The organism is Allokutzneria albata (assembly GCF_900103775.1).
GTDB lineage: Bacteria > Actinomycetota > Actinomycetes > Mycobacteriales > Pseudonocardiaceae > Allokutzneria > Allokutzneria albata.
Genome location: NZ_LT629701.1, coordinates 8,466,129 through 8,485,486, shown reverse-complemented (window position 1 = coordinate 8,485,486; position 19,358 = coordinate 8,466,129). Strand labels below are relative to the sequence as shown.

General features: G+C 69.5%; 21 protein-coding genes. 10 read left to right on the top strand and 11 right to left on the bottom strand.

What is annotated here, in order from left to right; translation table 11 throughout:
* Positions 1-191: 191 nt before the first annotated feature.
* Positions 192-566: an FKBP-type peptidyl-prolyl cis-trans isomerase gene (locus tag BLT28_RS39035; protein WP_030432026.1), complete on the top strand. Its 375-nt coding sequence runs from the start codon at positions 192-194 to the stop codon at positions 564-566.
* 53 nt (positions 567-619) lie between these two features.
* On the opposite strand, the gene BLT28_RS39030 is transcribed toward BLT28_RS39035, so the two are convergent.
* Complete coding sequence (locus BLT28_RS39030) at positions 620-1,030, bottom strand: hypothetical protein (RefSeq protein WP_030432027.1); 411 nt, start codon at positions 1,028-1,030, stop codon at positions 620-622.
* Between the two features lie 142 nt (positions 1,031-1,172).
* Here BLT28_RS39030 and BLT28_RS39025 point away from each other — a divergent pair, with 142 nt between their 5' ends.
* Positions 1,173-2,141 (top strand): isopenicillin N synthase family dioxygenase, encoded by a 969-nt coding sequence (locus BLT28_RS39025; RefSeq protein ID WP_030432028.1) that lies wholly within the window; start codon positions 1,173-1,175, stop codon positions 2,139-2,141.
* A 430-nt stretch (positions 2,142-2,571) separates the two neighbouring features.
* On the opposite strand, the gene BLT28_RS39020 is transcribed toward BLT28_RS39025, so the two are convergent.
* Positions 2,572-3,408, bottom strand: a complete 837-nt coding sequence (locus BLT28_RS39020) for a siderophore-interacting protein (protein ID WP_052407834.1) — start codon at positions 3,406-3,408, stop codon at positions 2,572-2,574.
* A gap of 109 nt (positions 3,409-3,517) precedes the next feature.
* Here BLT28_RS39020 and BLT28_RS39015 point away from each other — a divergent pair, with 109 nt between their 5' ends.
* The gene (locus BLT28_RS39015; RefSeq protein ID WP_030432030.1) at positions 3,518-4,189 is read left to right on the top strand and encodes an NAD(P)-binding oxidoreductase; all 672 of its coding nucleotides are present in this window, start codon (positions 3,518-3,520) and stop codon (positions 4,187-4,189) included.
* An 87-nt stretch (positions 4,190-4,276) separates the two neighbouring features.
* Positions 4,277-5,566 carry a nitric oxide synthase oxygenase gene (locus BLT28_RS39010; RefSeq protein ID WP_197683938.1) on the top strand — a complete coding sequence of 430 codons (1,290 nt, stop codon included), beginning with the start codon at positions 4,277-4,279 and terminating at the stop codon, positions 5,564-5,566.
* Positions 5,567-5,568: 2 nt separating this feature from the next.
* Here BLT28_RS39010 and BLT28_RS39005 read toward each other — a convergent pair whose 3' ends face one another.
* A complete protein-coding gene (locus BLT28_RS39005; RefSeq protein ID WP_030432032.1) occupies positions 5,569-6,162 on the bottom strand; it encodes a TetR/AcrR family transcriptional regulator in 594 nt (197 codons plus the stop codon).
* Between the two features lie 42 nt (positions 6,163-6,204).
* Between BLT28_RS39005 and BLT28_RS39000 the strand changes: the two genes are divergently transcribed.
* Positions 6,205-7,947: an SDR family oxidoreductase gene (locus BLT28_RS39000; RefSeq protein ID WP_030432033.1), complete on the top strand. Its 1,743-nt coding sequence runs from the start codon at positions 6,205-6,207 to the stop codon at positions 7,945-7,947.
* Here BLT28_RS39000 and BLT28_RS38995 read toward each other — a convergent pair.
* On the bottom strand, positions 7,910-8,689 hold the full coding sequence (locus BLT28_RS38995) for a hypothetical protein (protein ID WP_030432034.1): 780 nt from the start codon (positions 8,687-8,689) through the stop codon (positions 7,910-7,912). The genes BLT28_RS39000 and BLT28_RS38995 overlap by 38 nt on opposite strands.
* A 77-nt stretch (positions 8,690-8,766) precedes the next feature.
* On the opposite strand from BLT28_RS38995, the gene BLT28_RS38990 reads away from it, so the two are divergent.
* Positions 8,767-9,147: a VOC family protein gene (locus BLT28_RS38990; RefSeq protein ID WP_030432035.1), complete on the top strand. Its 381-nt coding sequence runs from the start codon at positions 8,767-8,769 to the stop codon at positions 9,145-9,147.
* On the opposite strand, the gene BLT28_RS38985 is transcribed toward BLT28_RS38990, so the two are convergent.
* From BLT28_RS38985 to BLT28_RS38965, 5 genes are read right to left on the bottom strand one after another with little or no spacing between them, the layout of a single operon-like run.
* Entirely contained in the window at positions 9,144-9,989 is an 846-nt protein-coding gene (locus BLT28_RS38985; RefSeq protein WP_030432036.1) for a DUF72 domain-containing protein, read from the bottom strand. The two genes, BLT28_RS38990 and BLT28_RS38985, sit on opposite strands and share 4 nt — an antisense overlap.
* Positions 9,990-9,998: 9 nt before the next feature.
* Positions 9,999-11,159 carry an SAM-dependent methyltransferase gene (locus tag BLT28_RS38980; protein ID WP_052407835.1) on the bottom strand — a complete coding sequence of 387 codons (1,161 nt, stop codon included), beginning with the start codon at positions 11,157-11,159 and terminating at the stop codon, positions 9,999-10,001.
* Positions 11,156-11,806 carry a DUF1365 domain-containing protein gene (locus BLT28_RS38975; RefSeq protein ID WP_030432038.1) on the bottom strand — a complete coding sequence of 217 codons (651 nt, stop codon included), beginning with the start codon at positions 11,804-11,806 and terminating at the stop codon, positions 11,156-11,158. The genes BLT28_RS38980 and BLT28_RS38975 overlap by 4 nt, the downstream gene beginning before the upstream one ends.
* A complete protein-coding gene (locus tag BLT28_RS38970; protein WP_030432039.1) occupies positions 11,803-13,065 on the bottom strand; it encodes an NAD(P)/FAD-dependent oxidoreductase in 1,263 nt (420 codons plus the stop codon). The genes BLT28_RS38975 and BLT28_RS38970 overlap by 4 nt, the downstream gene beginning before the upstream one ends.
* Positions 13,058-13,678 (bottom strand): alpha/beta hydrolase, encoded by a 621-nt coding sequence (locus tag BLT28_RS38965; RefSeq protein WP_231950562.1) that lies wholly within the window; start codon positions 13,676-13,678, stop codon positions 13,058-13,060. Before BLT28_RS38965 ends, BLT28_RS38970 begins: the two co-directional genes overlap by 8 nt.
* A gap of 111 nt (positions 13,679-13,789) precedes the next feature.
* Here BLT28_RS38965 and BLT28_RS38960 point away from each other — a divergent pair, with 111 nt between their 5' ends.
* From BLT28_RS38960 to BLT28_RS38950, 3 genes are read left to right on the top strand one after another with little or no spacing between them, the layout of a single operon-like run.
* Complete coding sequence (locus tag BLT28_RS38960) at positions 13,790-15,022, top strand: SAM-dependent methyltransferase (RefSeq protein ID WP_156051407.1); 1,233 nt, start codon at positions 13,790-13,792, stop codon at positions 15,020-15,022.
* A 1-nt stretch (position 15,023) separates the two neighbouring features.
* Positions 15,024-15,764, top strand: coding sequence for a DUF1295 domain-containing protein (locus BLT28_RS38955; RefSeq protein ID WP_030432042.1), 741 nt, complete (start codon positions 15,024-15,026; stop codon positions 15,762-15,764).
* The gene (locus BLT28_RS38950; RefSeq protein ID WP_030432043.1) at positions 15,764-16,219 is read left to right on the top strand and encodes a peroxiredoxin; all 456 of its coding nucleotides are present in this window, start codon (positions 15,764-15,766) and stop codon (positions 16,217-16,219) included. The genes BLT28_RS38955 and BLT28_RS38950 overlap by 1 nt, the downstream gene beginning before the upstream one ends.
* Here the strand turns inward: BLT28_RS38950 and BLT28_RS40695 are convergent.
* Together BLT28_RS40695 and BLT28_RS38945 are read right to left on the bottom strand one after the other, a co-directional pair.
* Positions 16,216-16,356, bottom strand: a complete 141-nt coding sequence (locus BLT28_RS40695; RefSeq protein WP_156051409.1) for a hypothetical protein — start codon at positions 16,354-16,356, stop codon at positions 16,216-16,218. The two genes, BLT28_RS38950 and BLT28_RS40695, sit on opposite strands and share 4 nt — an antisense overlap.
* A 296-nt stretch (positions 16,357-16,652) precedes the next feature.
* On the bottom strand, positions 16,653-17,405 hold the full coding sequence (locus BLT28_RS38945; RefSeq protein WP_030432044.1) for a polysaccharide lyase family 7 protein: 753 nt from the start codon (positions 17,403-17,405) through the stop codon (positions 16,653-16,655).
* Between the two features lie 849 nt (positions 17,406-18,254).
* On the opposite strand from BLT28_RS38945, the gene BLT28_RS38940 reads away from it, so the two are divergent.
* The gene (locus BLT28_RS38940) at positions 18,255-19,292 is read left to right on the top strand and encodes a LacI family DNA-binding transcriptional regulator (RefSeq protein ID WP_043813215.1); all 1,038 of its coding nucleotides are present in this window, start codon (positions 18,255-18,257) and stop codon (positions 19,290-19,292) included.
* Positions 19,293-19,358 lie beyond the last annotated feature (66 nt).

Here is a 19,358-nt window from a genome sequence, read left to right as displayed (position 1 = left end):
GCGAATACCATGTTATTCATCATGTTTACCGGAGCGGGAATTTATCTGTCCGGCACGAGTGGACCACAACACGTCCGGGAAAACTACCCCGATCGAGTTAACGCCTGAAGATGAACCCGGTCCGCGTCGCGTCCGGGGCACCGCGCATGATGGGCGGCGCAGATCGGACGACAACAACAGGAGGAGCGGGCATGGCCCTGGAGAAGCCCGAGGTCGACAAGTACGAGGGCGACGCGCCCGCCGACCTGGTGGTCACCGACCTCGTCGTCGGCGAAGGCGCCGAGGCGACGGCGGGCAAGGTCGTCAGCGTGCACTACGTCGGGGTGTCGCACTCCACCGGCGAGCAGTTCGACGCGTCCTGGGACCGCGGCGAGACCTTCGAGTTCCCGCTGGGCGCCGGCCGCGTCATCGCGGGCTGGGACCGGGGCGTGCAGGGGATGAAGGTCGGCGGGCGCCGCCACCTGGTCATCCCGGCGCACCTGGGCTACGGCAACCGCGGCGCCGGCGGCCTCATCAAGCCGGGCGAGACGCTGCTGTTCGTGGTGGACCTGCTCGCCGTGCACTAGGCCGGATTCCGCGACGACGGTCCGGGTGGACTTCCGCCCGGGCCGTCGTCGTGTCAGGACCGGTAGAACCGGGTCGGCTTGCCGCACACGTCGGTGCCGTCCATCAGGTGGCGGCAGACCCGGAGCTTGATCCCGGTCACCGGCGTAAGCGTCTCGTAGACCGTGGTCTGGGTGCGGTGCCCGCCCTGGGAGGACGGGCCGACGAAGTACTTCCAGTCGTAGTTCGGCTGCGCGCGCAGGGCGACTTCGACCTGGACGCCGACACGGCCGTGGCCCGACTTCGGGCGGTAGTGCACGGTCAGCGTCATCGGGTAGTGCATGTGACGGAACTTCCCCCACGTCACCGACCCCCACGCCGCACCGTCGGCGCTGGAGAACTTCGCGATCGTCTCGGCCGACGCCGGGCTCGCCAGGCCCACTGTCACCGCGAGGGCCAGTGCCGCGGACAGGAACGCGCGCTTCATCTTCGGGTGGTCCTTTCGCTCGTGCGGCTCAGAAGCTCCCCGGCCGGCAGGGGTCGGCACAACTCGGCGGTTCGACGTTTCCTTGCCCACGTTTCGGCGCCGGGCAGAATGTCGGGGCGGGTCCCGCGAGCGGAGGGTGGCCATGACAGTTCCCCACGACGACGTCCCCAGCATCGACCTCGAACCCTGGTTCCACGGCGACGAGACCGACCGCCGCGCCGTGGCGTCCGAAGTGGACAGTGCGCTGCGCGAGTCGGGATTCCTGCTGGTGACCGGGCACGGCGTGCCCACCGAGCTGCGCGCGTCGGTGCGCGCCGCGGCCAGGGAGTTCTTCGCCCAGCCGGAACAGGTCAAGCGCCGCTACGCGGTGAAGGTCGGCGAACGGGGCTGGCTGCCGCCCGGCGTCGAGGCGAACGGGCTCGCCGAGGGCACCGTGACGCCTCCGGATCTCAAAGAGACCTATTCGGTCGGCTCCGAACAGAAGACCGGCGACCCGGAGCTGGACGAGTTCTGGTTCCCAGACAACGTCTGGCCCGCCGAGTCCCCGTCGCTGCGGGTGCACGCCGGGGAATACCTGGCGCGGATGCGCGCACTCGCCGACGAGTTGCTGACCGTGTGCGCCGTCGCTCTCGACAAGGAACCGGACTTCTTCACCAGGGAGACCCGGCACCCGTCGTTCACCATGAACATCAACCGCTATCCCCCGCTGACCGACGTCGGCGAGCCCGAGCCCGGGCAGTTCCGCATCGGCCCGCACACCGACTTCGGCACCGTGACCATTCTGGACCGCGAAATGGGCCTCGGCGGGCTCCAGGTGCACACCTTGGACGGTAGATGGGTCGACGCGCCGTACGACCCCGCGGCGTTCACCATCAACATCGGGGATTTGCTGGCGAGGTGGACCGGGGACAGGTGGAGGTCCACACGGCATCGCGTCCTGCCACCGGATCCACGGGCACCGCAGGAGGAACTGGTGTCGCTGATCTTTTTCTACGAGCTGTCACCGAAGACGTGGATTTCTTCTTTGGGGCCGCCGGTGGGCGTGAAGTCTTATCCGCCGGTATTGGCTGATACTTATCTTCGGGGGAAGCTGGCAGAGATTTCTGTGTAGATTCGACGGCTGGACTTCCAGCTTTCTTAGGCTGGATTTCCAGCGGCTACCCAACCAGCTTCTCGGACGCCCGGGAATCCACTCCGCCGAGCCATGATCGCCTCTATTTCTCGACTAAATCGGCGGCATATGCTGCGCCAGGTCAGGTCGCTGCCGCGTTCGCGATCGAGTGGACCGACCATGTCGCCGACCGGAGCGAACGTGATCAGAAATTCGCCGACGAGGTGCCGGCGTTCCAGTTGCCGATCTCGAAAGTCAAAGCCAATCGGTTGTTGCACCGCGCCTCGGAGTCGGTGTCCCGGCCGGGGTGTCGAAGACGATGGCCGCAGGCCGAGTGGACGAGGGCAAGGCGTTGATGATCAACGACCAGCTGCGGCCGAAGTGCTGGAAACCGAGGCGGAGCCGATCGCGGAACCGGCGCCGTTCTAGTTCACAGGTTGTCGTGGTCAGCGCCGCGACGCCAGTAGCCCGAGAAGTAGAGGGCGTCCTTGGCGACACCGCGTTCGCGGAGCAGGTGGCGGCGGAGGTGCTTCACAACGGTGCACTCGCCCGCGATCCACGCGTACGCCTGACCGGACGGGAGCTGTGCCGCGCGGACGGTGTCCACGAGGCGCGAAGGGCCGTGGTGGTGCGCGAGCCAGGTGATCTCGACGTCGGCGGCGCTGCGGATCTCCTGGCGGTCGGCCTCCTCGGGGACCTCGACGAAGACCTTGGCGACGGCGCCTGCCGGTAGCGACTCGATGATGCCGCCGATCGCGGGGAGCGCGGTCTCGTCCCCGGCGAGCAGGTGCCAGTCGGTGCCGGACGCGGGGTGGTACTCGTAGCCGAGGATCGGGGTGTGCAGCGCGTTGGGCGCGAGCAGGCCGATGTGGTCGCCGCGTTGGGCACGGGCAGCCCACGTGGAGGCGGGGCCGGTGTCGCCGTGCAGCACGAAGTCGACGTCGACCTCGTTGCGCTCGGGGCGGTGGGCGCGCAGCGTGTACGTGCGCATCACGGGGCGGACGTCCTCGGGCTGGGCGAGGTAGTCCTGGTACCAGGAAGGCCCACTGGTGAGCACGGGCCGGTCCTGGCCCGGGAGCGGGAAGAACAGCTTGATCCGCTGGTCCTTGCCCGCGCTGGTGAGCCCGGCGAGATCGGGGCCGCCGAAGGTCACCCGGGCCATGTTCGGGGTGATCCTGCGGACCTCGCGCACCTGGGCGCGGAAGTGGACGTAGGACAGGACCTGCTCGGCACTCGGCGCGGGCCGGGTGTCGGTCGTCGCGGTCATACGGGCCTTCCCTCACGGAACACGGACCCATCCGAGTAAAGCAAGGCATACCTAAGTGTTCAAGGGGTTCGCCCGGTGGATCCTGATCCCGATCACTAGCCTGGGCCGTATGCGCATCGTCATCGCCGGCGGCCACGGACAGATCGCCCTCCACCTCGAACGCGGGCTCGCCGCGCGCGGGGACACCCCGGTCGGCATCATCCGCAACCCCGCCCACGCCGAGGACCTGCGGGCGGCGGGGGTCGAACCGGTGGTGCTGGACCTGGAGTCGGCGACGGCCGAACAGGTCCGTGACGTGGTGCGGGGCGCGGACGCGGTGGTCTTCGCGGCGGGAGCCGGGCCGGGCAGCGGGGCCGCGCGCAAGCTGACGGTGGACCGGGACGCGGCGGCGCTGCTGGCCGACGGCGCCGAGCTCGCCGGGGTGCGGCGCTACCTGATGATCTCGGCGATGAACGCCGACATCACGCCGCCGCCGGAGATGGACGAGACCTTCGCCACGTACCTGCGTGCGAAGAGCGCCGCCGACGCCGACATCCGGGGCCGCGACCTCGACTGGACGGTGCTGCGGCCGGGCGCGTTGACCAACGAGCCGGCGACCGGGCGGGTGACCATCGCCGAGAAGCTGCCGCGGGGCGCGATCACCAGGGAAGACGTGGCGCTGGTGCTGCTGGCGCTACTCGACGCCCCGGAAACGATCCACCGGCAGGTCGAGGTGACGGCCGGTGACGTCCCGGTGAACGAGGCCGTGGCGCAGCTCGCTCACCAGGGTGACCAGCACTGACACGACTGCCGAGAGTGAGCGATCTTCGGTTTCTCGGCTACCCGGACAGCGGTGACGGGTGATCGACCGGGCGTATAGGTTCACGCGGTGGCTGACGACACCGGAGCGCACGCCGGAACCTGGGCGCTGCCCCCGCACCTGGCAGCTCCGACCGAGGCGCCCACCGGCGACGAGGTCGTTGACGCCGACGAGGCCGAGGAGTTCCTGAGGATCTTCCACGGCGAGAACCCCGACGCCGGGCCGGTCGAGCGCCGGGTGGCCTGGGTCCGCACCGAGATCGAGATGACCGGGTCCTACCAGCACACCACCGCCGAGCTCTCCTTCGGCGCGCGGGTGGCCTGGCGCAACGCCGCGCGCTGCATCGGCAGGCTGTACTGGCGCAGCCTCCGCGTGCGCGACATGCGGGCGGTGCGCAGCGCGACCGAGGTGGCCACGCAGTGCGTCGAGCACCTGCGGCTGGCGCACAACCGCGGCAGGCTGCGCCCGCTGATCACGATCTTCGCCCCCGAGGCGCCCGGCAGGCCCGCGCCGCGGATCTGGAACGAGCAGCTGATCCGCTACGCGGGCTACCGCGACGCGGACGGCAAGGTGCTCGGCGATCCGCGCTACGTGGACTTCACCAGCACCGTGACGTCGATGGGCTGGCAGCCGCCGAGGGAGCGCGGCCGCTTCGACGTGCTGCCGCTGGTGGTGGAGACCCCGGAGGAGGGGCCGAGGCTGTTCCCGCTGCCGAGGACGGCGGTGGACGAGGTCCGCCTGACCCATCCCGACCACCCGTGGTTCGCCGAGATGGGGCTGCGCTGGCACGCGGTCCCGGCGATCAGCAACATGCGCATGGTCATCGGCGGCGTCTCCTACCCGGCCGCGCCGTTCAACGGCTGGTACATGGGCACCGAGATCGGCGCGCGCAACCTCGCCGACGCCGACCGCTACGCCGTGCTGCCGGAGCTGGCCGAGCGGCTGGGGCTGGACACGAGCAGCGAGACGACCCTGTGGCGGGACCGCGCGCTGGTGGAGCTCAACCGCGCGGTGCTGCACTCCTACGCCGAGGCGGGTGTGACGATCACCGATCACCACACCGAGTCGCAGCACTTCCTCAAGCACATCGCCAAGGAGGAACGCGCGGGCCGCAAGTGCCCCGCCGACTGGAGCTGGATCGTCCCGCCGGTGTCGGGCGGCCTGACCCCGGTGTTCCACCGCTACTACGACACCGACCACCTCAAGCCGGAGTTCGTCGCGGATCCCGAGGCCGTCGAGCGGGGTATGCGCGGCTGCCCGGCGCACTACGCGGACCGCCGCCCGGTGCAGGAGGAGGACCAGTCCAAGCCCGTGCTGTGGGCGTACCTGCGCGGTCCGAAGCACGCGGGCGTCAGCTGAGGTCAGCCCTGATCGGGCAGCGGCAGCACGGCGAGCAGGTTCTCGATGAGCAGCTTCGCGAGGTCGTCGCGGGCGATCTCGCGGTGCTCCAGCCAGTGCAGCGTCATCGCCTCGGCGGCGGCGACCCAGCCGACGAGCAGCAGTCGTGGGCGCGGCTGGGACCGGTCCAGCTCCAGGCCCTCGAAGGCCAGTTCGGCGATCAGCTCCCGTGTGCGGTCGACGATCTCCGCGGCCTCCGCGCTGTGGGTCGCCCCGCGCACCAGCGCCACATAGCCGTGCGCGTGCCGTTCGGCGAAGTCGAGGTAGCCCGACACGGCGAAGCGCAACCGCGACAGCGGCGGCCCGGGTGGCGGTTCGATCACCCGGGCGAGATCGTCGACGGCGGCCAGCAGCGCGTGCAGGTACAGCTGCTGCTTCCCGCCGAAGTAGCGGTAGACCAGCGCTCGTGAGGCACCGGCGGCGGCCGCGATCGCCTCGATCGTGACGTCCTCGGTGGGGCGCGTGCCGAACAGCCGCTGCGCCGCGGCCACGATCTCGTCCCTCCGCTGGGCGACGGGCAGTCGCCTGCGCGTGGCATTGACACGAGTCCTGCTCACATCAATATTAGACATGACGTCTACTAGTGGTCGGGGGACGACATGCGCTCAGTCCGGTCCGGATCGGCACGACTCGCGGTGTACGAGAGCGGTGCTCCCGATCGGCCGACGGTGCTGCTCGTGCACGGCTATCCCGACGATCATCACGTGTGGGACCGGGTGGCGCAGCACCTGCGCGAGCGGTTCCACGTCGTCACCTACGACACCCGCGGCACCGGCACCTCGACCGGCCCGAAGGAGCGCTCGGGCTACCGCGTCGAACGCCTCGCCGAGGACCTGCTGGCGGTCGCGGACGCGGTGAGCCCGGACCGGCCGGTGCACGTCGTCGGCCACGACTGGGGCTCGATCCAGGCGTGGGAGGCGGTGACCGATCCCGCGGTGCGGCACCGGATCGCTTCGTACACAACGATTTCCGGGCCGTGCCTCGACCACGTCGGGCACTGGACGCGCAGCAGGCTGCGCCGCCCGACCCCGCGCGGGCTCCGGCAGCTCGTCGCCCAGCAGCTGCACTCCTGGTACATCCTGTTCTTCCACCTTCCCGTGTTGCCCGCGCTGTTGTGGCGCACCGTGATCGCGCGGAACTGGGCGCGGATGCTGTGGCGCACGGAGGGGATCGAGCACGACCGGCCGACCCGCGTGCTCGCCAAGGACGGCGTGCTCGGCATGGAGCTCTACCGCGCGAACATGGGGCCACGCCTGCGGAATCCCCGTGTGCGGCGCACCTCCGTGCCGGTGCAGGTGATCACGCCGCTGCACGACCGCTACGTCTCGCCCGCGCTCGCCGAGGACCTGGAGCGGTGGGTGCCCGAGCTGTGGCGGCGCCCCCTGGCCGCCGGGCACTGGGCGCCGCTGAGCCATCCGGAGGCGGTGGCGCGGATGGTCGACGAGTTCGTCGAGCACGCCGAGACGCAGAAGAGCTCCCGTGCGCTGCGCCGGCACCGGGTCTCCGAGCACCGGAAACCCTTCGCCGAACAGCTGATCGTCATCACCGGCGCGGGCAGCGGGATCGGCAGGGCGACAGCGGAGGCGTTCGCGGCGCAGGGCGCCGAGGTGATCGTCGCCGACATCAACGAGGTGGCCGCGAAGGACACCGTGCGGCGCCTGGGTTCCGGGGCCGCCTACCAGGTCGACGTCGCCGACGAGGCGGCGATGCAGCGCTTCGCCGACGCCGTGATCGCCGAGCACGGGGTGCCGGACATCGTGGTCAACAACGCCGGGATCGGCATGGCCGGGGCCTTCCTCGACACCACGACCGAGCAGTGGAAGCGCGTGCTCGACGTCAACCTGTGGGGCGTGATCCACGGCTGCCGCCTGTTCGGCTCGGCGATGGCGCAGCGCGCGGAGGGCGGTCACATCGTCAACATCGCCTCGGCGGCGGCTTACACGCCGACCCAGGTGCTGCCCGCCTACTCCACGACGAAGTCCGCGGTGCTGATGCTCTCCGAGTGCCTGCGCGCGGAGCTCGCCGCCGGCGGTATCGGGGTGACCGCGATCTGCCCCGGCCTGGTCAACACCAACATCGCGGGCACGACCACCTACGCGGGGGCGACCGAGGCCGAGCAGGCCGCCTTCCGCGAGCGCGCCGTCAAGAACTACGAGGTGCGCAACTACCCGCCGGAGCGCGTGGCCGTCCAGATCCTGCGCGCCGTGGAGCGCAACGCGCCGCTGGTCCCGGTGACCGCGGAGGCCAGGGTCAGCTTCGCGCTGTCGAAGGTCAGCCCGGCCGCGCTGCGCGCCTTCGCCAAGCTCACCCCGCCGCGCGAAGAACCGGAAGGCCGCGCCTGATCGCCCTGGCGAACTCGCTGAGCAGTTCCGGCATCCGCTGCAGGTCGCCGTTGAGCGCGCAGGCCCTGGCCAGCTCGTCCACGGTCAGCGGCCTGCCGGAGTCCTCCAGCTCGAACGCGCTCTGCCCGGACTGCACGGCCAGCAGCACCCGCTTCAGCGCGGCGCGGATCTCGGCGAAGACCTCCTCGGACAACCGCGGCAGTCTGTCCAATGTAGACATCTCGGGGAGCCTGCAGAGCCAGTAGTCGTTCCACTCGCTGCCCCACAGCGCCTGCCGGGCGTCGTCGGCCTCCAGCAGGTAGTCCTCGGCGAGCCCTGGCCGGTAGCGGCCGACGACCTCCAGCAGCTGCTGCCGGGACAGCAGGCCCGGGTTGATCACCGCGACCACCCGCGCCGGTTCGACGGGGGTGCCGTGCACGGCCTCCTCCAGCGCCAGCACGGCGATGTCGGCGAACCAGGCCGCGACCTTGCGGTAGGACTCCTTGGTCGCGGTGTCGTGCTGCTCGGCGAGGAACATCGTCTCGGTGCTGACCACCGCGCGCGGGTGCGAGACGTCCAGCCCCGACTTCGGCACCTTCTCCCTGCGGTGCGCCTCGGCCGTCTCCCGGTAGCGGGCCTCGGTCCGCTGCTGCGCGGCGCGCAACACCTCGATCTGCTCGTCGAGGTCGCTCAGGATCTCGTCCACCTCGTCCCTGGTGAGCGCGGCGGCCAGGGCGAGGCGGTCTTCGTCGATGCCAGTCACACAACGAGCGTGCCAACACGATCAGGTTCTCGTCATCACCTGATGCGGTTCGGCTCGCCGCCTGCCACGGTGGATGCATGGAGATCTTGAGCAGCAGGGTGTTGTTGCGCCCGCGCGACCCGGAGCGTTCCCGCGCCTTCTACCGCGACGTGCTCGGCCTCGCCATCTTCCGCGAGTTCCCCGGTGGCACGGTGTTCTTCATCGGCCAGGGCCTGCTGGAGGTGGCCGCGCACGGCGGCGACGGCTCCGGGCCGGGGAGCACGTCGCTGTACATGCAGGTCCGCGACGTGCGGGCGGAGTTCGCGAAGCTGGTCGAGCGCGGCGTCGAGGTGTTGCGGGAGCCGAAGGTCGAGCCGTGGGGCCTGCACGAGGGCTGGATCCGCGATCCGGACGGGGTGCGCATCGTGCTGGTGGAGGTCCCCGCCGACCACCCGCTGCGCCGCGACACCCGGTCCTAGAGAAGTTCCTGGAACCGCTCCGCGTTGCGGTGGCCCTCGTCGCGGTAGCAGTTGTTGAACACCACGTGCGCGGGCTCGTCGAGCTCGCGCACGCGACGGGCCCACGCCGCCAGCTCCCGGTCGGAATAGGAGTAGCGGAACCGCTGCTCGATGTCCTTGCTTGTCCACTGTGGACTGTGTCCGTGCAGGCGGAGCACGGCGATGTCGGAGGTCGCCACCAGCAACGGCGGCATGGAGTCGTCGTGGCCCTGCGGCATGTCGACCGACACGTACGGCAGGTCGTGCTCGCAGAGGAACGCCAGCGTCTCGGGGCCGTTGACGTGGTTGAGCCAGCTGGAGTGGCGTAACTCCACGCAGATCCGCGTCGGCGCGCACCGCTGCTTGCACTCCAGCAGGTACTGGCGCGCGGCCTCCCCCGGCCGGAACCACGGCGGGAACTGGAACAGCAGCAGCCCCAGCTTTCCCGCGGCGCGGATCGGTTCCACCGCGAGGAGGAACCGCGCCCACAGCTCGTCGACGGTGTCCGGGGTGAGGTCGCGGAGCCGGACCCACTCCGTGCCGGGGCGCAGGTCCGGCGGCAGGAAGGACGAGCGCACCGTGTGCTTGGTCAGCCCCGAGAACGCCTTGACGTTGAAGGTGAAGTCCTCGGGAGTGCGGTCCACCCAGCCCTGCGCCACCTCCGGCCTGGGGATGGCGTAGTAGGAGGTGTTGACCTCCACCAGGGGAAAGCGCTCCGCGTAGCTGGTCAACCGATCCGCGTCGTGCACGCCCGGCGGGTACCACCCGGTCTCGGTGAGCCCGCGATCGGTCCATCCCGCCGTACCGACAAGAACCTCGCCCATGATCTTGGGCTACCCCACCGCCCGCTTCTCGAAGCCGAGCTGCCAGACGTCCAGGTAGCCCGACCGGAACCCGGCTTCGCAATAGCCCAGGTAGAACTCCCACATCCGCTTGAAGCGCTCGTCGAAGCCGTAGTCGGAGATGGTGCTCCAGTTGGCCGTGAAGCGTTGGTGCCAGTGCCGCAGGGTTCGGGCATAGTCCTGTCCCAGCGACCGGCGCTCGACGATCGGCAGGTGGCTGTGCCCCTCGATCGCGGGCACCGAGAGCAGCTGGCCGCCTGGGAAGACGTACTTGTGGATCCACGTGTAGGACTCGCTCGTGGCCACCAGCCGGTCGTGCGGCATGGTGATCGCCTGGAGCCCGACCCGTCCGCCGGGCGCCAGCAGCCGGTTCAGCGCGGCGAAGTAGGTCGGCCAGTACTCGCGGCCGACCGCCTCGATCATCTCCACCGAGACGATCGCGTCGTAGGTGCCGCGCGCGTCGCGGTAGTCCTTCAGCTCCACCTTCGCCAGGTGGGACACCCCGGCCTCGGCGATCCGCTTGTCCGCGAGGGCTTTCTGCTCGGCGGAGATGGTCAACGAGGTGATGTGCGCACCCCTGCGCGCCGCGCGGATCGCCAGCTCGCCCCAGCCGGTGCCGATCTCCAGCACCCGCGTCCCCCTGCGCACGCCCGCGTAGTCCAGGATGCCGTCGATCTTGCGGCGCTGGGCCTCGGCGAGGTCGGTGACCCCGGGCGCGAACCACGCCGCGGAGTAGGTCATCGTCTCGTCGAGGAAGTTCGCGAAGAGGTCGTTGGACAGGTCGTAGTGGCGGTGGATGTTCCGCCGCGCGCCGTGGACGGTGTTGCGCTCGGCGGTGGGTTGCCTGCGGTCGACGAAGCGCCGGAACACCTGCAGCGGCTTGGGAACGAGCGTCGCCATCCGCCGGGCGAACGGGGTCAGCACGTCGGCGAGGTGACCGCTGGTCCAGTCGCCCGCCATGTAGGACTCGCCGAAGCCGATCTTCGCGTCGACGCCGAGCCTGCGGAAGAACTGCTCGGGCCGCACGATCCGCATGACCGGTGCGCCCGCTCCGCCCGCGCCCCAGCGCGTGCCTCCGGGGAACGTGACGCGCACCGGCAACGTGCGCACCGCGTTCCTGAACAGGGCTTCGGCGATCCTGGCCCGGGTCACTGGACCCCCTCCTCACGTGGAATGACGGGAAGTCGCCTCAGCCACAAGGCGATCCCGTGCCGGAAGATCAGAGCGGACACGCGCTGCGGCAGCATCAGGAGCCGCCTGCGCCTGGTCGACCGTTGTCCGCGCAGTGTCGCGACGAACACGACTTCGTCGTTCTGCCGCAGGGAAATGCTGATGTCCAGCCGTTCGTCGGTTCGGCTGAACCTCATGTCGTAGCGGCCGTCGACGGTGAAGAACGGCGAGACGTAGAACTCCTTGTCGGCGTCCGCGCGGCCGTCCCGGTCAGGGCGCAGCAGGTAGCAATGCCGTCCGCCGTAGGTGTTGTGGACCTCGGCGACGATGCATTCGAGCTCGCCGTCCGGGGTGTGGCACCAGAACACCGACAGCGGGTTGAACACGTAGCCGAGCATGCGCGCGTTGGCCAGCATGAGCACGCGACCGCCTCGGAGGTCGATGCCCTGCGAAGCCAACCACGAGTCCAAGTTCTCGCGGATGGAGCGGCCGGGGTCACCGAGGTGGTCACGTGCCTCGAATCCCCTTGGCAGCGCGTCGAGATCGACCAGCCACATGTGCACGCGGTGCGAGAACCGCCGCCGGATCTGGCTCAATCGCGTGTGTGTGACGACTGCGTCGTAGATCATGTCCAGTCCACTCCGAGGGCTTCCGCCGCCCGCACCCCGGACGCGCAGCCGTCCTCGTGGAAGCCCCACCCGTGGTACGCCCCCGCATACGCCGTCCGACCACTGGAGAGTTCCGGAAGTTTCGCTTGCGCTGCAACGGACTCCGGCGTGTAGATCGGGTGCTCGTACACCATCTTCGCGATCACCGAATCGTCGGCGATGCGGTCGGAGGCGTTGAGCGTGACGACGTAGTCCAACGGCTCGGACAGGCGCATGAGGCGGTTCATGTGGTAGCTGACCACGACTTCGTTCGAGTCCGATCGGCACGCGGGCTTGAAGTAGTTCCACGAAGCCCTGGCACCTTCCGTGCGTGGCAACAGCGACGCGTCTGTGTGCAGCCACGTTTCGTTGCGGGAGTACTGGAACGCGCCCAGCACGGCGCGCTCGGCCTCAGTCGGGTCGCCGAGCAGGCGCAGCGCTTGGTCGGGGTGGGTGGCGATGACGACCCGGTCGGCACGGTGAAGTTCGTCGGCGTCGTCGCGGATGTCCACGCCGTCCTGGTCCCGGTGCACCGCGCGGATCGGCGTCGAGGCGTGCACGGCGGTGAGACCCTTCACCGCACGCTCCACATAGGACCGTGAGCCTCCGGTCACCGTCTTCCACTTCGGAGAACCGCCGATGGAAAGTATGCCGTGGTTGCGAAGGAACTCGAAGAGGTAGCGGGCCGGGTAGCGCTTGCTGATCTCGCGGGAGGACGACCAGACCGCGGAGACCACGGGCAGCACGAAGTGGTCGACGAAGTAGGCGGAGTAACCCCCGATCGCCAGGAACGCGCCCAGGGTCACGTCACCGGCGTCCGGATCGTCCAGCACCCGCCGCGCGTGCCGGTGGAAGCGGGTGACCTCGGCCAGCATCCGCAGGTAGGCGGGCTTGACCAGGTTCTCCGGCTGCGCGAAGAGACCCGCGAACTGCTTCGCACCCGCGTACTCCAGACCGCAGCCCTCGCAGCGCACGCTCATCGACATCTCGGAGTCCTGTGTGGACACTCCGAGCTCTCCGAACAGCCGCAACAGGTTCGGGTAGGTCCGCTCGTTGTGCACGATGAAGCCGCTGTCCACGGCCACCACTCCGCCGTCCGGTGCGAGCACGTCATGGGTGTGCGCGTGCCCACCGACGCGCTCGTCCTGCTCGAACAACAGCACGTCGTAGCGCCGTTGCAGCAGGTAGGCCGCCGTCAGCCCGGCAACGCCGCTGCCGATCACAGCTACTCGCTCACGCATCGCGCCACTCCTCCGTGATCCTCATGACGAACTTGCGGGTGATGCCGGTCCAGTCCGCGACGCGGCGGAGCATGAAGTGACCCGCTCCGGGCAACTCGACGTGCTCGACTCGGACCGAGCGGGCGCGCAGCCGTTCGGCGTACCGCAAGGACTGTTCGGGGCTCGTCCACCGGTCCGCGGTCCCGTGCACGATCAGCACGTCACGCCCGGCGAAGACGCCCATCGGCTCGCCGGGCTCGATCCACGGTGCCAGCGCGCACACCGCGCGGACCCAGTCCTCGTCGGCCACGCGGAGCGCGGTCCGCGCGCCCATCGAATGTCCGACCAGGACGATCGGCTTCCCCGGATGTCTGCGACGCGCCTCGGCGATCGCCCAGCGCGCGTCGGCGACCGAGGGCAGCTCCGGCTCGTTCCAGCCGCGCACGCGGAACCGCAGCAGCCAGACCGCTGTCCCCGGCCTGCGCAAGGCACGAGCTATCGGCACCATCCGCAGGTAGCTGAGGGTGCGCCGGAGCACTGGCTCCCGGCTGCGGGCCTTGCCGCCGTGCAGGACGATGACCACCGCATCCACCTCCGCACCGGCTTCCATGATCGTCAAGTCGGGTGTGCGCACACGGGCCATTCGGGGCCGGGCGCGCTCCGGTTTGGTCTTCTTCGAGATCCACCAATCCGCACGGCCGCGCGCGACGAACACGGGGAAAGTCGTCGGAATCGAGGAGCGCGGGTGTCGCAGCGGCAGGGTGTGGCTCAGACGCTGGCGGAGCTGGTCGAACGGGTGCTCGGCAGCGGTCTGCCAGTGGGGGTTCGGGCCTGGGACGGCAGCACGGCGGGTGCCGCGGACGGTCCGGTCGCCGTGGTCCGCAACCGCAGGGCATTGCGGAGGCTGCTGTGGGACCCGAACGAGCTCGGCCTGGCGAGGGCGTACGTGTCCGGTGATCTGGACGTGGACGGCGACCTCCGCGAGGGGCTGCGCCGGTTCTGGGCGCTCGCCAGGAAGCAGCGGCCCCGGGTGTCCGCGGCCGACCGGCTGGAGCTGCTCCGCGCCGCGGTCCGGCTCGGCGTCGCCGGGCCTCGTCCGAAGGCTCCACCGGAGGAGGCCAGGCTGCGCGGACGGCTGCACACGCGGTCGCGGGACCGGGCCGCCATCGCCCACCACTACGACCTCAGCAACGAGTTCTACGCCAAGATCCTCGACCCGCACATGGCGTACTCCTCGGGCTACTGGACCAGCGATGATCCCGGCTACACCCTGACCGACGCGCAGCGCGACAAGCTCGACCTCGTCTGCCGCAAGCTGGAGCTACGGCCCGGAATGCGACTGCTCGACGTCGGCTGCGGGTGGGGCTCGATGATCCTGCACGCGGCCGAGCACTACGGGGTGCACGCGACAGGTATCACGCTTTCCGCGCAGCAACGGGATTTCGTGGCGTCCCGCGTTGCCGAGCGCGGTCTGTCCGACAAGGTCACCGTGCGCCTTCAGGACTACCGCGAACTTTCCGACGGCCCCTACGACGCGGTGTCCTCGATCGAGATGGGCGAGCACGTCGGCGCCGGCAACTACCCCGTCTACACCGCGACCCTTCACCGCGCGGTCAAGCCGGGCGGTCGGGTGCTGATCCAGCAGATGTCCCGCGGCAAGGTCGCTCCCGGCGGCGGCGCGTTCATCGAGGGCTATGTGGCGCCCGACATGACGATGAGCCCCGTCGGCAGCACCGTGAACTTGATCGAGGCGGCGGGCTTCGAGATCCGTGGCGTCGAGGCGATGCGCGAGCACTACGTTCGCACCGTGGACGTGTGGGCGCGGACGGTCGAGGAGCGCTGGGCCGAACTCGTCCGGCTCGTCGGCGAGGGCCAGGCGCGGGTGTGGCGCCTCTACCTGGCCGGCGGTTCGCTCGCGTTCGAGGAGAACCGCATGGGTGTCAACCAGATCCTCGCCGTGCGCCCGGAGGTGGTGTGAGGTGTTCCTGACCAACCTGGCCGTGACCGGTGCGGTCACCGTGCTGCTCGTCGTGATCACCTATGCGATCGCCCTGCGCCGCCGCCGGCTCGACACGATCGACACGTTCTGGGGCCTGGGTTTCGCGGTGATCGCCGTGACGAGCTACGTCCTGTCCGGCTTCGGCAACCTGGTGATCACCGCGTTGACCGTGCTGTGGGGCGTCCGGCTCGCCTGGCACATCCACGCCCGCAACCACGGCCGCCCGGAGGACCCCCGCTACACCAAGATCCGCGGGAACCCGTTCTACCGCGTGTACCTGCTGCAGGCGGTGATCATGTGGTTCGTCTCCCTTCCCGTCCAGGCCGGGCAGTACTGGAATCCCGGCTTCGGCCTGCTCACCTGGCTCGGCGTCCTCGTGTGGACCGTGGGCTTCGTCTTCGAGACCGTCGGCGACCGCCAGCTCGCCCGCTACAAGGCCGACCCGCACCGCCCTCCCGTCCTCGACACGGGTTTGTGGCGCTACACCAGGCACCCCAACTACTTCGGTGACGCGTGCGTCTGGGCCGGCCTGTACCTGATGGCCTGCTCGCACTGGATCGGCGCGGCCACCGTCCTGTCCCCCGTGGTGATGATCCTGTTGCTCGTCAAGGGAAGCGGCGCCCCGCTGACCGAGAGGGCCATGGCCGACCGCCCCGGCTACGCCGAGTACGTTTCCCGCACCAGCGGCTTCGTCCCGCTGCCCCCGAGGAAGGACGGCTGATGCGCCCCGGAGAGATCGTCCCCGACTTCACCCTCCCCGACCAGGACGGTGAGCCCCGCACGTTGAGCAAGCTGCTCACCGACGGCCCCGTGGTGCTGTTCTTCTACCCCGCCGCGATGACCGGTGGCTGCACCGCCGAGGCCTGCCACTTCCGGGACCTCGGCGCCGAGTTCGCCGAGCTGGGCGCCCAACGCGTCGGCATCAGCGGTGACGCCGTGAGCAAGCAGAAGCAGTTCGCCACCCAGCACACCTTCGACTACCCCCTTCTATCCGATGTGGACGGCACCGTCGCCGCCCAGTTCGGCGTGAAGCGGCGCCTCATCAAGATGGTGAAGCGGCACACCTTCATCATCGGCACCGACCGCACCCTCCTCGACGTGATCAAGAGCGAGCTGCGCTTCGAGGTCCACGCCGACCAGGCCCTGGCCGCGCTCCGCAAGCACGTCCAGGGCTAGCACCGCCGGAACGGAGCCGGTTCCGCGATCGGCTCCGGCTCCGTCTCGTAGACCTTCCCGCGCGGCGTGGTCCACATGGGCCGCCCGTCCGGCAGGTTCTCGCACGTCCAGATGTACTGGTAGTCGCGATCCGCCACGCCGTCCATGTAGTCGCGGAGGGCGATCGCGAGGTCGACCTTCGCGGGTATTCAGCTTGCGATGGGCGTCCTTGACCGCGTCGAGAAAACCACCTGAGGACATACTCCCATTCAGCCGGGAAGTACAGACGATCACGGCTCTGAAGGGTGGATTCCCAGGCGCCCGACAAGCCGAAAACGCAACCCCCGACTAAACGTAAGCCGACCCCGGGCTGGTACCGGTGCGCCCAGGAGGCCCAGCCAAAAGAAGGTGCGCGTCCCGCCCACCAAGACGACACGCGCACCCCCGACCAGCATCACCCGTGCGTCACACCAACCCGGAACACGTGAACCTCCCCATAGTTCGAAGAACTACAAGGCGACGACTTCGAACAATTCGCCTGCACATAAGCACCGGTCTTGAAGTACCCACCCGAGAAGCTCTTCGAGATGGTCGTCTGCAGCTTCCCGTCGAAGTACGCCTTGATCTTCCCGCCGCTCACCTCGAACCGGGCGACGAACTTCCTCCCCAGCTGGTAGTCACTGGTCACCAGGTGGTACTTGGAGTTGTCCCCGTTGGTCACGTAGACCTTGTTCCCCTCGATGCGGAACACGGACACGTCGTCGCTTCCGTTGTGGATCTGCGCGGCCACCACGTGGGGCTTGTCGTTGGGCAGCTTGGTGACAGCGGCCTCGACCTCGAGGGTGTGCTTGCCGGAGCTGGACGACCAGCCGGCGTTGTCCTTGCCGTTGTTGGTCATCTCGCGCAGCTCCGAACGGGGGTAGCTGGAACCGCTCGTGGTCACCCCGTTCACAGCGGCGCGGAACCGGACGCCGTCGCAGCCGGGCAGAGCGACGAACCAGGGGTCGGCGCTGAACGTGGCGAGGGCGGGCTGCTTGACCTCCTTCGGCTTGCCGGCGGAGCCGGTGGGCAGGGTCTCCTTCCAGTTCTTCAGGTCGAGCACGTCCGCGGGGTACTCGCACTCCGCGTCAGCCGCGGCCGCGGGCGCCGCGGAGGCCAGGGCTCCCACGGAGAAAGCGGCGCAGAGCAGGGGGATCGCACGCTTCATCAGTCACATTCCTCTCATCAAAGACGAACCTCAGCGCCAACAGCACAGGTATGCCGACGCTCCACAACAGCGGGGCGAAAACCCCCTCCGACGCGAGCGTCAGAGCGAGCACGACCAAGGCCGTGAGCCCCAAACACGGTGCGCGGGAACCGAAAGCCGCCGGCAGTACGGCTCTCGGGCTGACCTCGCCCCAACGGCGACATGAGCCGCCAGAACCGGCGCGAGCGCGGTGGGCTTGTTCCTGCTGTCCGCCGACATCGAGGCGATGGGTGCCGCGCTGGAACATCGCGGGCCGCTCGTCGATGATCACGAACGTGCCTCTTGTCCTGGGTGATCAGCTCCGGCCGCTGCGCCTTGATCTCCAGCCAGAGGTTGTTGTGCCCCAGTGCCATCGCTGCGCGGTCGGTGCGGATGAGGTCGGTCGTCAGCTCCAGGCCGCGCACCGCCTCGGGGCTGGTGAACGCGACGCTGCCGTCCGGCGTGAACAGATCTCCGCCCGCCGCCCACATGTACTCCGGCCGCACCCTGACCTTCGGGTACTGCCTGCGGAAGGCGGACGGCTGCTCGCCGAGCACCCGCTGCCCGTCCGCCCCCTCGAAGATCGGCGTGACCAGGCTGATCTCCCCCTGCGGCCACCAGGACGGCGGCGACCAGGACCGCTGCAGCGGTTCTCATCGTGACCTCGTTCTCCCGGCGAGGGGAAAAGGGTGGTGCATCGATCTACTCTCCTGCGGTGCCGGAAGGGTAGGGGCGGGTGTGACACCGTCGACGCCCATGTGCGAAAACCTGTCGCTGATACCGTCTCACCAGGTGATTGGGAGGGGTCCCGAAGTGCGCAACGGCAGCAGTGTGACGATTTACCAAGTTGCCCGGGCCGCAGGCGTCTCACCGAGCACGGTGTCGAACCTGCTCAACGGCAGGCCAGGGCGCATGCTGCCCGCGACCAGGCAGCGGGTGGAGGAGGCGATCGAGCGCCTCGGCTACCGCCCCAACCGCACCGCCCGCCAGCTGCGCACCGGTCGCACCCAGGCGATCGGCCTGGTCGTGCCCTCGGTGGCGAACCCGTTCTGGGGGACCTTCGCCAGGCACCTGGAAGGCGCCGCGCTCGCCGAGGACTACCACGTGCTGCTGTGCAACAGCGAGCGCGAGCCGGAGCGGGAGCGCCGCTACCTCGAACAGCTCTGGGACGACGGCATCCGCGGTGTCGTGCTGTGCTCGTCGCTGCCCTCGCTCGACCACGTCAAGCCGCTGCTGGACGCGGGCCTGACCGTCGTCGCCTTCGACCGCACCGCCCAGGCGGGCGACCCGGAGACGCTGGTGAACATCAGCGTGGACAACGTCGTCGGCGCGCACCTCGTCACGCAGCACCTGCTGAGCCTGGGACACCGTCGGCTGGCCTACGTCTCCGGATCGCTGCGCGCGGTGAACCGGCAGGAGCGCTACCGCGGCTACCTCTCCGCGATCGCCGAAGCGGGACTGGACATGACCGCCGCCAACGTCGAACTGTCCACTTCGGACGACCGCTACGGCGACCGGGACGCCGCCGAGCTCGGCCGCGCGCGCACCGTCGAGCTGCTGAGCTCACCGAACCCGCCGACCGCGCTCGTCGCGATGAACGACATGTGCGCGCTCGGCGTCTGCGCGGGCGTCCGCGACACCGGCCGCCGGGTCGGCGAGGACGTCTCGGTGGTCGGCTTCGACGACATCCTGCTGGCCGAGCTGTACGCGCCCGCGCTGACGACGGTGCGGCAACCCCTGGAGCGCATGGCCGCCGAGGCGTTCCAGCACCTGCGCACCGGGATCGAGGGCGGCGCACCGGTCGCGGGCCGGTCGCTGCTCATCCGGCCGGAGCTGGTCGTGCGGGCCTCCACCGCTCCCCCGCGCTGACGCTGGTCATGGCCCGGCTCCAATGGGCTTACGAGATGGGAACGGAGCACAGTTACGCCGCCCAGG